Source organism: Tabrizicola flagellatus (assembly GCF_008271465.1).
In the GTDB taxonomy this organism is placed as follows: Bacteria; Pseudomonadota; Alphaproteobacteria; order Rhodobacterales; family Rhodobacteraceae; genus Tabrizicola; species Tabrizicola flagellata.
Map to the genome: position 1 here is coordinate 17997 of NZ_VMDU01000021.1, position 12503 is coordinate 30499.

General features: G+C 67.5%; 10 protein-coding genes and 2 pseudogenes. 9 read left to right on the top strand and 3 right to left on the bottom strand.

The annotated features are described in order from the left end of the window. Positions 1–104: 104 nt before the first annotated feature. On the top strand, positions 105–1076 hold the full coding sequence (locus FL625_RS16930) for a sugar-binding transcriptional regulator (protein ID WP_149589854.1): 972 nt from the start codon (positions 105–107) through the stop codon (positions 1074–1076). Between the two features lie 8 nt (positions 1077–1084). Here FL625_RS16930 and mtnA read toward each other — a convergent pair whose 3' ends face one another. Both mtnA and mtnK read right to left on the bottom strand, forming a co-directional pair. Then, complete coding sequence (gene mtnA / locus FL625_RS16935) at positions 1085–2185, bottom strand: S-methyl-5-thioribose-1-phosphate isomerase (protein ID WP_128515264.1); 1101 nt, start codon at positions 2183–2185, stop codon at positions 1085–1087. Next, a complete protein-coding gene (gene mtnK / locus FL625_RS16940) occupies positions 2182–3447 on the bottom strand; it encodes an S-methyl-5-thioribose kinase (protein ID WP_128515263.1) in 1266 nt (421 codons plus the stop codon). The genes mtnA and mtnK overlap by 4 nt, the downstream gene beginning before the upstream one ends. Positions 3448–3508: 61 nt before the next feature. Between mtnK and FL625_RS16945 the strand changes: the two genes are divergently transcribed. The 7 genes and pseudogenes from FL625_RS16945 to FL625_RS16975 form a co-directional block, all read left to right on the top strand. After that, on the top strand, positions 3509–5080 hold the full coding sequence (locus FL625_RS16945; protein ID WP_235019474.1) for a sugar ABC transporter ATP-binding protein: 1572 nt from the start codon (positions 3509–3511) through the stop codon (positions 5078–5080). Continuing rightward, positions 5077–6090: an ABC transporter permease gene (locus tag FL625_RS16950; RefSeq protein WP_200833981.1), complete on the top strand. Its 1014-nt coding sequence runs from the start codon at positions 5077–5079 to the stop codon at positions 6088–6090. The genes FL625_RS16945 and FL625_RS16950 overlap by 4 nt, the downstream gene beginning before the upstream one ends. Before the next feature lie 70 nt (positions 6091–6160). Further along, positions 6161–7198, top strand: a complete 1038-nt coding sequence (locus tag FL625_RS16955; RefSeq protein ID WP_128515262.1) for a substrate-binding domain-containing protein — start codon at positions 6161–6163, stop codon at positions 7196–7198. A 51-nt stretch (positions 7199–7249) separates the two neighbouring features. Beyond that, positions 7250–8185 carry a thiamine pyrophosphate-binding protein gene (locus tag FL625_RS16960; RefSeq protein ID WP_149589855.1) on the top strand — a complete coding sequence of 312 codons (936 nt, stop codon included), beginning with the start codon at positions 7250–7252 and terminating at the stop codon, positions 8183–8185. Beyond that, entirely contained in the window at positions 8185–9186 is a 1002-nt protein-coding gene (locus FL625_RS16965; protein ID WP_235019475.1) for a transketolase family protein, read from the top strand. The genes FL625_RS16960 and FL625_RS16965 overlap by 1 nt, the downstream gene beginning before the upstream one ends. Then, positions 9186–10304: a RuBisCO large subunit C-terminal-like domain-containing protein gene (locus FL625_RS16970; protein WP_128515260.1), complete on the top strand. Its 1119-nt coding sequence runs from the start codon at positions 9186–9188 to the stop codon at positions 10302–10304. The genes FL625_RS16965 and FL625_RS16970 overlap by 1 nt, the downstream gene beginning before the upstream one ends. 230 nt (positions 10305–10534) lie before the next feature. Then, positions 10535–10791, top strand: a pseudogene (locus FL625_RS16975) (IS5/IS1182 family transposase); the annotation flags it as partial. Here the strand turns inward: FL625_RS16975 and FL625_RS16980 are convergent. Beyond that, positions 10786–11555 (bottom strand): IS5 family transposase gene (locus FL625_RS16980; protein ID WP_268815792.1). Its coding sequence is split into 2 segments (ribosomal slippage): positions 10786–11219 and positions 11219–11555, totalling 771 coding nucleotides; the frame shifts between segments, so codons are not numbered across the junction. The pseudogene FL625_RS16975 and the gene FL625_RS16980 sit on opposite strands and share 6 nt — an antisense overlap. Before the next feature lie 63 nt (positions 11556–11618). Here FL625_RS16980 and FL625_RS16985 point away from each other — a divergent pair. Continuing rightward, positions 11619–12401, top strand: a pseudogene (locus tag FL625_RS16985) (IS5 family transposase); the annotation flags it as partial. Positions 12402–12503 lie beyond the last annotated feature (102 nt).

Below are 12503 nucleotides of genomic sequence, written 5' to 3' on the forward strand. Positions count from 1 at the left end.
ACGGTCGGCACGGTGCCGGCCCTGGCCAGGGGAACAGGCGACCGGCGCTTGGATTTTCTACTTTTGTCAGATACTATTGTCAAAGATCAAATGATGGGGCGCGGATGGGCGGTCAGACACGGCGGCGCAACCTGGCGCAGGTGAGCGGCGAGAATGCCGTGATCCAGGTCGCCTGGATGTATTACGAGGACGGGCAGAACCAGCAGGAGATCGCCGCCGCGCTGGGCATTTCGCGCGCGACCGTGGTGAACTACCTTCAGGAAGCGCGCGAGAAGGGGTTGATCCGCATCACGCTGGCCGCCCCGGCCTTCACCACGCATCGGCTTGCGCTGGCGCTGAACCACCGCTTCGGCCTCCAGGGATCCTATGTGATCCCGGACGAGGGGACGGGGACCGAGGAAGGGTTCCTGCGCGTGGTGCGGGGCGCGGCGAACTGGCTGCCCGATCTGATCGCGCCGTGCGACCGGCTGGGGGTGGCCTGGGGGCGCACGGTCTATGAACTGGCCGAGATGGTCGAGCCGGCGCGGATCGAGGATCTGGCCGTGCTGCAACTGGTGGGCTCGATGGCCACGCCCTACGGCTTCACCGCCGAGGCCTGTTCCACGCGCCTTGCCCAGCGTCTGGGGGCGCGCTGTATGAACCTGCACGCGCCCGCGATCCTCAGCCGGGCCGCGCTGGCGGCGGAACTGCGCGAGGAGCCGATCCTGAAGGCGCAGCTCGACCAGCTGGAGACGGTGAACAAGCTTCTGTTCTCGGTCGGCACCGCCACGGCCGAAAGCCATATCGTGCTGAGCGGCCTGGCCACGCCGGCCGATCTGGACTGGTATGTCGGCCACGGGGCGGTCGGCGTCATCTGCGGCCGCTTCATCGACGCCGAGGGCTGCCAGCTTCCCGGCCCCATGGAGGACCGGATGATCGGCGTGCCCCTGCCGCGGCTGGTGGGGCTGGAGATGGGCATCCTGGTCACTCCCGGTCTCGACAAGGTGGAAGCGACGCGCGCGGCGATCCGGGGCGGCTATGTCACGCATCTGGTCACCGCCACCTCGGTGGCCGAGGCGCTGCTGGCCGCCCCCTGACCGGCCCGTCAGACGGCAGCCGCCTTCAGGTCGCCGAACATCGCGGCGAGGCCCGTTTCGGTCGCCGGGCACAGGCCGCGTTCGGTCAGCAGGCCCGTCACCAGTTCGGCCGGCGTCACGTCGAAGGCGGGGTTGCGCGCGCCGGTGCCGTCGGGCGAGATCTGGACATGCACGATCCGCCCGTCCGGGCCGCGGCCCTGGACCATGGTCACTTCACCCGCGCCGCGTTCCTCGATCGGGATTTCCCGCACCCCGTCGTGCACGCGCCAGTCGATGGTGGGCGAGGGCAGCGCCACATAGAAGGGCACCCCGTTCGCCCGCGCCGCCAGTGCCTTGAGATAGGTGCCGATCTTGTTGCAGACATCGCCGCGCGCGGTGGTGCGGTCGGTGCCGACGATCACCATGTCCACCTCGCCGTGCTGCATCAGGTGGCCGCCGGCATTGTCCACGATCAGGTCGTGGCTGATGCCGTGGCTGTTCAGCTCCCAGGCCGTCAGTTGCGCGCCCTGGTTGCGGGGGCGGGTTTCGTCCACGAAGACGTGCACGGGGATGCCCTCGGCATCGGCGTGGTAGATCGGGCTGGTGGCAGTGCCCCAGTCCACCGTCGCCAGCCAGCCTGCGTTGCAATGGGTCAGGATGTTCACCGGGCCGCCGCCCTTGCGTGCGGCGATGTCGCGGATGATCTGCAACCCGTGCAGGCCGATGCGGCGGTTGATTTCCACATCCTCGTCGCAGATCTGCGCCGCACGGACGGCTGCGGCGCGGGCGCGCTCGGCCGCTGGCAGGGGGGCAAGCAGGCGGCGCATCGCGTCAAGGGCCCAACGCAGGTTGATCGCGGTGGGGCGCGTCTCGTGCAGCACCGCCCAGGTTTCGTCCAGCGCGGCGTCCGAGGGATCATCTGCCATCTGCACCGCCATGCCCCAGGCCGCCGTCGCCCCGATCAGCGGCGCGCCGCGCACCCACATGTCGCGGATCGCGGTGGCGAATTCGGCCCTGTCGCGCAGGGGCACGATGCGCAGCTCGTGCGGCAGCCAGCGCTGGTCGATGATCTTCACCGTGCCATCCGCATCCTGCCAGATGGTGCGATAGGGCGTGCCGTCGATCTTCACAGGTGATCCTCCTTGTCCATCCGCCGCGCCATGGCCGTCACGGCGTCGATGCCGCGGATCGCGCCGGCCCCCAGCATCAGCTGCCGCCCCATGGCCAGGGCGCGCGCCTCGCAGGCGGCGCGGCGCCCTTCGTCGGCGATGCGCTCGAAATCGGCATTGTGCGCGAGGCCCAGGATGCGGCGGTGCATCTCGATCCCGCAGAAGCCCAGGGCGTCGGTCCAGATCCGGCCCAGCAGATCGGCCAGCGCCTGTTCGGAGGCCAGGCCATGGCCCTGATCCTCGTAAAGACTGGCCTGATGCAGGATGCCGCGCCGTTCGGAGCGCCACAGCTGGCCGAACTCGGCCGCAAAGGTGCGCCAGAGGGTCTCGATCACCGCCAAGAGCCAGCCCTGATGCTCTGCCCGGTCTCCCGGCGCGGATTCGTGCCCCGGCTGGCTGAAATGCGCCATCAGGAAATTGGCGATCAGCATGCCGACATCGAAACCGATGGGGCCGTAGGTGGCGAATTCCGGGTCGATCACCCGGGTCTCGGTGTCCGTCACCATGATCGAGCCGGTATGCAGGTCGCCGTGCAGCAGCGTCTCGCCGCGCGAGGTGAAGGCCATCTTCAGATGCTGCGCCGCCACCTTCAGCGACAGGTCGCCCCTCAGCCGCGCCACGATGCCGTCCAGCCCCGGCGTGTGCCGGTTCATCGGCGCGGCGAAATAGGGGTCCGAGAACACGAGGTTCTCGGTGATGTCGCAAAGCTCGACATTGCCCGCAAATAGCGCCAGATCCGCCTTCTTCGCCGCCGCCGGCATCGAGAGGTCGGACCCGCGGAACAGGGTGCGTGCGCAGAATTCGCCCAGCCTTTCGCCAAGGCCCGCCACCCGCCGCCCCTCGATCAGGGCATGGCGCAGGATCACATGGGGGGTCAGATATTCCATCACCACGATCGCTTGCGCCTCGTCGAAATGCCAGACCGCGGGGACCGAGCCGGGATCGCGCGCCGCCTGCCGGATCAGCGCATTGTATTCGAAGAACGATCGTTTCAAGGGCAGCGGCCAGCTTTCACCCACCAGCCGCACATAGGGCAGCGCCTGCTTGACCACCACCTGACCGACGGTGCCCGTGACGATGAACACAAGGTTCAGGTTGCCGTCGCCCACCTCGCGCACCTGCCAGCCCTCCGGTGGCCCGACCCTCTCGCGCAGGACCGCCAGGCCCCCCAGCCGGGCCGGCAGGCTGGCCGGCGTCAAGGCGACATAGGTTTCGGCACTCATGCCGCATCCTCCCTTGCTGCTCCTCCGCCGTCAGGATTTCCAAGATTGCATCATATGTCAAATGGTATTGACAAATGACGATCCCGGCGTAGCGTATCTGGCGGGAGCGAGGAAGGGCATGGCGGCGCAGTCGATCACCGTTCGCGGACTGACCAAGGCTTTCGGCCGCAACATCGTGCTGCGCGGGGTGGATCTGGACCTGCCGGCGGGGCAGGTCACGGTGCTGATGGGGGCGAACGGCGCGGGCAAGTCCACGCTGGTCAAGATCCTCTGCGGGGTTCATTCCGCCGATGCGGGCGAGGTGCGGCTGGACGGGCGGCCCTTTGCCCCGTCCGGTCCGGCGGCGGCGCTGCGCCAGGGCGTGGTCACGGTGCACCAGAATATAAACGACGGGGTCGTGCCGGACCTGGACGTGGCGTCGAACCTGTTGCTGGACAGCCTTGCCGACGGCAGCGGTCTGTTCCTGAACCGCCGCCAGATGCGTGCAGAGGCGGAGCGGATCGCCGATGCCGTGGGGCTGAAGATCGACGTGACCCGCCCCGTGGCTGGCCTACCGCTGGCCGACCGGCAGCTTGTCGCCATCGCCCGCGCCATGGCGCACCGCCCGCGGCTTCTGATCCTGGACGAGCCGACCTCGTCCCTCTCGCTCGCCGAGGCGCAGCGGCTGTTCTCGCTGATCGACCGGTTGCGGCAGGACGGAGTGGCGATCCTCTACATCTCGCACCGCATGTCCGACATCCGCCGGCTGGCCGACCGCATCGTCTCGATGCGCGACGGGCAGGTCTCGGGCCTGTTCGAGGGTAAGCCCTTGGACTATTCCGGCGCCGTGCGCGCGATGCTGGGCCACGAGATCACCGAGGTGGACATCACCATTCCCCCGCCCGGCGCGCCCATGTTCGAGGCGCGGGGGCTGCGGCTGAAACCCGAAGCGCAGCCCTTCGACCTGGTGCTGCGGCGCAACGAGGTGGTGGCGCTGACCGGGCTTGTAGGTTCAGGCAAGTCGGCCCTGGCCGAGGTGCTGTATGGCATCGCGGTGCCCGTAGCGGGCGACATGCGGCTGGACGGCGCGCCCTACCGGCCGCGGCGGCCGGCGCAGGCCGTGGCGGCGGGGGTGTTCCTTGCCGCGAAGGACCGGCTGATCAACTCGGTCATCCCGCAGTTCGACATCCAGCAGAACCTGACCCTTCCCTTCACGGCGCGCCATTCCGGCCCGCTGGGCCTGATCCGTCGCGCCGCGGAACGGGCGGCGGCCGAACGCACGATCGCCGCGATGGGCGTGGTCTGCCAGGGCCCGCGCGACGGCATCCTGACGCTGTCGGGCGGCAATCAGCAGAAGGTCGTGGTCGGCCGCTGGATGGCCGAAGCCAGCCGCCTGCTGATCCTGGACGAGCCGTTTCAGGGCGTGGACATCCAGGCCCGGCGCGACATCGGCCGCCGCATCCGCGAAAGCGCCCTTGACCGCGCGACCCTGGTCCTCTGCGCCGAGATCGACGAGGCGCTGGAAGTGGCCGACCGCATCCTGGTGATGAGCGAACATACCATCGTCGGCGCGCACCGGAACGAAAGCATCGACCTGGCCCGGCTGATGGCCGAGGTCGCGGGCGCCGCCGACAGGACGAAGGAACCGGCATGACATCCCTGTCCCCCACCGATCTTGCGATCCGCTACGGCTTTCTTCTGCTGATGGCCGGAATGATCGTGGTCTTTTCGCTGCTGAAACCCGCCTTCCTGTCGCCGCAGAGCGCGGTCTTCATCCTGCAATCGGTGGCGATCACCGGCATTCTGGCGCTGGGTGTCACCGCGACCCTGGTGGTGGACGGCTTCGACCTGTCGATCGGGGCGGTCGCGACATCGGCCATGATGCTGTCGGCCTATGTGATGGTGATCTGGGAGATGGGGGCGCTGACGGCGGTCGTCCTTTGCCTGCTGATGGGGGCGGCGGTCGGGCTGATCAACGGCTTCCTGATCGTGAAGATGCGCGTGCCCGATCTTCTGGCGACCCTTGGCATGATGTTCCTGCTGGTCGGACTTCAGCGCATTCCCACCGCGGGCAACTCGATCTCCACCGGCATGGTGCTGGCTGACGGGCGCACCGCCACCGGCACTTTCGCACCCGAGTTCCTGATGCTGGGGCGCCACCGGATCGACTTCATCCTGCCCGATCTCGTGCCGCTTTCGGTAGTGGTGCTGGTGGTCATTGCGGTGCTGACCTGGGTCTTTCTGGAGCTGACGCGCCACGGGCGGGTGATGTATGCGATCGGCTCGAACGCGCAGGCGGCGGCGCTGGCGGGCATCAACGTCGCGGGCTATCGCGTGCTGGCCTATGTGATCTCGGGCGTAATGGCCTCGCTTGGGGGGATCCTGCTGGCGGCCCGGCTGGGCAGGGGCGATGTGGCCTCGGGCAACAACCTGCTGCTCGATTCGGTGGCCGCCGCACTGATCGGGTTCGCGGTGCTGGGGGCGGCCAAGCCGAACGCCTTCGGAACGGCGGTGGGCGCGCTGTTCGTGGGTATCCTGCTTCAGGGCCTGACCATGCTGAATGCCCCTTACTATACCCAGGATTTCATCAAGGGTGCCGTGCTTGTCGTCGCCCTTGTCTTCACCTTCGCGTTGTCCGGCCGCTCTGGCCGGGCGCGCCGATGAGACAGCCGGCGCACAGTGCCAGAAGAAGCGCCCGCCGGTGCCTGACACAACGGAGAAATGGGAGGAACCGATGATCTCCAGACGGACTTTCGCAGCCCTTGCCGCCAGCGTGGCGCTCGCCCCCTCGCTCGCCCTTGCCCAGGACGCGCCTGCGCCTTTCGACAATCCGGGCCAGGTGAACATCGCGCTGGTGCGCTATCTGTCCACCGGCGACTTCTTCCAGGCCTATCTTTCGGGCGTGGAGAAGCAGGCCGCCGCGCTGGGCGTGAACCTTCAGGTCTTCGACAGCCGCCAGGATGCCGCGCTTCAGGCGGACATGGTGGATCAGGCCATCGCGCTTGGCGTGGACGGCATCATCATCCAGCACGGCCTGACCGAGTCGATGAAGGAGGCCGCCCAGCGCGCGGTGGATGCGGGCATCAAGGTCGTGGCCTTCGACGTCAATGTGGAAAACCCGAAGATCCCGCAGATCGAGCAGTCCGACCGCGACCTGGCGCGGCTGGCGCTCGAGGCGGCGCTGGCCGACAACGGCAACAGTTTCGTGGCGGGCTACGTCTATGTTCCGGGGATCGCGCCACTCGACCGCCGCGACGAGACCTGGAAGAAGGTCAAGGCCGACAATCCCGGCATCAACGAGGTTGCCATGTTCGGCACGCTGGACAACCCGATCGCCAATTCGGTGGCCAACCAGGCGCGCTCGGTCCTTTCTGCCAATCCGAACATCCAGGTGATGTTCGCGCCCTATGACGAATTCGCCAAGGGCGTGAAGATCGCGGTGGACGAAGCCGGCATGTCCGGCCAGGTCTCGATCTATTCGGCCGACATCTCGACCGCCGACATCCAGCTGATGCGCGAGCCCGGCTCGGCCTGGAAGGCGACCGCCGCCACGAACCCGGCGGTGGTGGGCGAGGTCTCGGTCCGCGCGCTGGCGATGCTGCTGGCGGGCGAGGATCCGGGGCCGCAGGTCATCGTGCCGCCGACGCTGATCACCCAGAAGATGCTGAACGATCTCGACATCAAAAACATGGAGGACCTGGGCGCGAAGCTTCCCGCCTTCGCCCATGCCGATGTGGCGATGACGCCCTGGATGAAGCTGCCGCCGCGCTGAGACCCGAACGGGGCGGGCCGCATCGGCCCGCCCTGACCCTGCCGACCGGAGATGCCCTTGCGCAACGAGAAGTCCACCGAAGAGGTCGCCCGCGGCATCCGCGCCCGCGTCTTCGAACATACGATCCGTAACAACGGCGGCTATCTGAGCCAGGCCTGTTCGGCGGCCGAACAGCTCGCCTTCCTTTACAACGAGGCGCTGAACCTCGGCCCCTCGACCATGCCGATGGTGCCGCCGCCCTTTTCGGGCGTGCCATCGGCCGCGAATCCCCTCTATCGCACCGGCGCGGGCTACAACGGACCCTTCGACGCGGTGCACGACCGCCTGTTCATCGCCCCCGCCCATTACGCCCTGGTCGCCTATGCCTGCCTGATCGAGGTCGGCCGCATGGCGCCCGAGGGGCTCGAGATGTTCAACCGCGACGGATCCTCGGTCGAGATGATCGGGGCGGAGCACAGCCCCGGCATGGAGGTGCACAACGGCACGCTCGGGATCGGGCTTTCCACCGCGGCGGGCCTGGCCTGGGGGCGAAGGCGGCTGGGCCATACGGGCCGCGTCTGCGTCTTCATGTCGGACGGCGAGGTGCAGGAAGGCCAGACCTGGGAGGCCGTGCAGGCCGCCGCCCATCACGGCATCGACAATCTCTGGGCGCTGATGGACGTCAACCGCCAGCAATGCGACGGTGCCATGGACGATGTGATGACCGTGGGCGACATCGCAACGAAGCTCCGCGATTTCGGCGCGGTGGTCGCCGAATGCGACGCCCACGACCTTGCGGCCCTGCGCGCGGCGGCGGCCACGCCGCACCCCGGCCGCCCCCTGATCGTGCTGGCCCATTCGCGCCCCACGCAGGGCATGGAAAGCCTGATGAGCCGTTTCCCCCGCCTGCACTACGTCCGCTTCAAGTCCGAAGAGGAACGCGCCCGGATGAATGCCGAGATCGCGGCCGAACTCGGTGTGCCCCCCGTGCCGCTGGAGACGCACTGATGGAGATGGTCAACCGCCCCTATGCCGCGGCCTTCGAGGCCCATGCCGTGCAGCACCCCGAGGTGCTGTGTCTCTCGGCCGACCTGACCTCGAGCTGCGAGATCGACGGTTTCCGCGACCGCCACCCGGAGCAGTTCCTGTCCCTCGGCATGGCCGAACAGAACATGCTGTCCTTTGCCGGGGGGCTTGGCCTCGCTGGGTTCCGACCCTTCCTGCATTCCTTCGGCGTGTTCCTCTACCGGCGTCCCTATGACCAGCTGGTGGCCTCCATCGCCTATCCGCGCCGGAAGGTGCGGCTTATGGGCTTCCTGCCAGGCGTGACCACGCCCGGCGGCATGACCCATCAGGCGATCGAGGACATCTCGGTGATGCGAACCCTCCCGAACATGACGGTGCTCGAGGCCGGTGACGCGACCGAGGTCGAAAGCATCGTGGCCGAGGCCGACACCGTCGATGGCCCGGTCTATTGCCGCATCCTGCGCGGCGCGGTGCCGCGACTGTTCGATACGCCGCTGCGGATCGGGCAGATGCGGGTGCTGGCCGAGGGCTGCGACGTGCTGGTCGTCACCGCGGGCATCACCACCGAAGAGGCGATCCGCGCCCGAGGTGCCCTGGCAGGGGCGGGGGTTTCGGTCCGCCATCTGCATCTGAACACGCTGAAGCCCTTCGATGCCGCGCAGATCGTGGATCACGCGGCCAGCGTGCGCCATGGCGTGGTCACGCTGGAAAACCACCTGGTCAACGGCGGGATCGGCAGCATGGTGGCCGAGGCCCTGGCCGAGGCGGGCCTCGCCCGGCGGCTGGTCCGCCTCGGGCTTCAGGATACCTATGCCCACGGCGGCTCGCGCCCCTATCTCATGCGCCATTATGGCATGGATGCGCTGGCGCTCGTCCGCGCGATCGAGCGGCTGACAGGCCAGAGCACCGGGATCGACGAAGGCGCGCTCGACGCCGTCCGGGTCGAGGCCGTGCATTCCGCGGTCAAGGCCGAGGCGCTGTGATGGCTCGCTTCACCGTCACCTACCGCCTGCGTGCCGCCAGCCGGGCCGAGGCGCAGGCCCGCGCCGAGGGCATCGCGCTGGAACAGACGGTCGAGATCCCGCGCGACGTGGTCCCCGCCGGATATGTCGCGGACGAGATCCTCGGCCGGGTCGAGGAGATCGGGGGCCTCGGCGAGGGTCTCTGGCAGGCGACCGTCAGCTATTCGCCCGACAGCGCGGGCGACGAGATCACCCAGTTCCTGAACGTGGTGTTCGGCAATTCCTCGATCCAGCAGGGGATCCGCGTCACCGGAATCGACCTCGGGCCGGAGATGGCCGCACGGCTGGCGGGCCCGCGTTTCGGCATTGCGGGGATCCGGGCCCTGTGTGGCCGCGCGACGGGGGGCATGATCGCCCCGGTGCTGAAGCCCATGGGTCTGACCCCTGCCGAGCTTGCCCGCCTTGCCGAGGGCTGCGTGCGCGGCGGTGCCGATATCGTCAAGGAGGATCACGGACTTGCCGGCCAGCCCTCGGCCCCTTTCCGCGCCCGGGTCGAGGCGGTTTGCGCGGCGATACGCAAGGTGCGGGCGGAAACCGGGCAGAAGACGCTCTATTTCCCCAATCTCTCGGGCAGGGCCGATGAGATCGAGGGGAACCTGCGCTTCCTCAAGGATGCGGGGGCCGATGGCGTGCTGGTCATGCCGGGCCTCTTCGGCTTCGGCCTGGTCCAGCGCATTGCCCGGGACGCCGGCCTGAACCTGCCGGTGATGACGCATCCGTCCTTTCTCGGCCCCTTCGTCCTGGCGCCGGACAACGGCATCGACCACGGCGTCCTCTTCGGCACGATCCAGCGGCTGGCGGGGGCGGACATCTCGGTCTTTCCGAACGTGGGCGGTCGGTTCGGCTTCACCGCCGAGGAGTGCCGGGCCATCGCCCGGGCCTGCCGCGACCCGTCCGGCCCCGGCCGCGCCATGCTGCCCAGCCCCGGCGGCGGCATGAGCGTCGCTCGCGCTGAAGACATGCAGGCGATGTATGGCGAGGACGTGGTCTATCTGCTGGGCGGAAGTCTGCTTCGGGATCCCGGCAGGATCGATGAGGCTGTGGCAGCGATGCGCAGGGTCCTCCCGACCGGCAGGTGATCTCGTCAGGCACGGCCGACACGAAATTCGAGTGCTGCCCGCGACCAGACCAAGCCGCCGGGTCCTTCCGGGGTCCCGAATGTGGCCGGTACGGGCCTGCCCTCGCGGCAGAGATTCCGCCTCCGGTCCGGGCGGGATCGGACCTTGCGCTGCTGCTGTCTGATCCAACGCGTTCTTGGGTCGGTTTTTCAAGAGATGCCAGGAGACCATAGTGTCCTACGAGGAGGTGCACCCACGCCGACGGACCTGCGAAAAGGCGCGCGGCCCCGGATATGATCGACCGCCACTCCCCCGGATCGATCCGGCAACTGACGCAGGGTGCCGGCAAGGGCTTCGATGCAGCGAATTCGTCGCCGACCTGCGGCAAGCCTGCGTCACACCGCATGTCGCGCAGAAGTCGAGATAGTCCGCCATCGACGGCAGAACCAGTGATGGGCGCTGCCGCCGGCCTCGATCGCTAGGGTCAGGACTCGTTCTTGTTTCATAGCCAGAACATGACGGTTGCGGCGAGGGCGACGGCGGAGAGGAAGGTCTTGGGGCATCTGTCGTAGCGGGTTGCGATCCTGCGCCAGTCCTTCAGGCGGCCGAACATGATCTTGATCCTGTTGCGGCGTTTGTAGCGTCGCTTGTCGTGCTTGATGGGTTTGCCGCGCGACTTCCGGCCCGGGATGCATGGCTTTATCCCCTTGTCTTTCAACGCATCTCTGAACCAGTCCGCGTCATAGCCCCGGTCGGCCAGCAACCACTCCGCCGAGGGCAAACTGTCCAGAAGGGCTGCCGCTCCGGTGTAATCGCTCACCTGGCCTGCGGTCATGAAGAACCGGATCGGGCGGCCTTCGGCGTCGGTGACGGCATGCAGTTTGGTGTTCATGCCGCCCTTGGTTCGGCCGATCAGACGGCCCCTTTGGTCGTCGGGCCCCCCTTTTTCGACCGCAGGCTGGTCGCCGTGCGGTGCGCCTTCAGATAGGTCGCGTCGATCATCACCGTCTTCGGCACAGCGGCCTCGGAGGCCAGGCCTTCCATCATCCGGGCAAAGATGCCCTTGTCCCCCCACCGCTTCCATCGGTTGTATAGGGTCTTCGCTGGACCATACTCCTTGGGGGCATCGCACCACCGCAAGCCATTGCGATTGACGAAGATAATCCCGCTCAGCACACGTCGGTCATCGACACGTGGCTTGCCATGACTCTTGGGAAAGAAGGGTTCGAGACGCGCCATCTGTGCGTCCGTCAGCCAGAAAAGGTTGCTCATCGGTCAGTCTCCTTGCGGAGGCGTGAATCACGCCGCAGAAGCAAGATCAATGGGTCCTGACCCTATAGCGATGCCGCGATCCAGACCTGCCTGACGATGAAGGTGCTGTTCGGCATGGCTCTTCGACAGACAACCGGGTTTGTCAAGAGCCTGTTGCGGCTGGTCGGCGTCGACTGGGATTTGCCGGACTTCAGCACGCTGTCGCGGCGCCAGAAAACCCTGAAGGTTAACATCCCCTACCGCGGTTCAGACGGCCCATTGCACCTGCTGGTCGACAGCACCGGCATCAAGGTCGAGGGCGAAGGCGAGCGGAACGCCCGCAAGCATGGCGGCACCAAGCGCCGCGTCTGGCGCAAGATCCACATCGGGATTGACGAGAAGTCCCTGGCAATCCGAGCGGCGGAGCTCACCACGAGCGACGTGGGCGATGCGCCAATGCTGCCAGAACTGTTGGACCAGATCCCGCCCGAACAGCAGATCGGCAGCGTCACCGCCGATGGGGCCTTCGACACCCGCAAGTGCCATGACGCGATCGCCGCCCGTGGGGTGGCCGCAATCAACCCGCCCCGTAAGAACGCCAACCCATGGAAACCCGCAACCGCCGGGGCGATCGCGCGAAACGAAATCCTGCGGACGTCGAAACGCGTCGGTCGAACCATCTGGCGACGATGGAGCGGCTACCACCGCCGGAGTCGCGCAGAAACCAGGATGCACTGCGTCAAGCTGCTCGGGCAGCGCCTGTCCGCCAGAGACTTCGACCGTCAGGTCGCAGAGTTCCAGGTCCGGGTCGCGGTCCTGAACCGCTTCACCGCAATCGGCACACCCGTCACAAAGGTCGCGGAATAAGTCTGACTGGGGAAAGGGGAGGCCCGCCCATCATCCGATTTGTGCAACATGTGTAACCGCCCCTTGCGCAAGAGGGAACTTCGGGCCTGATCCCGGCGCGTC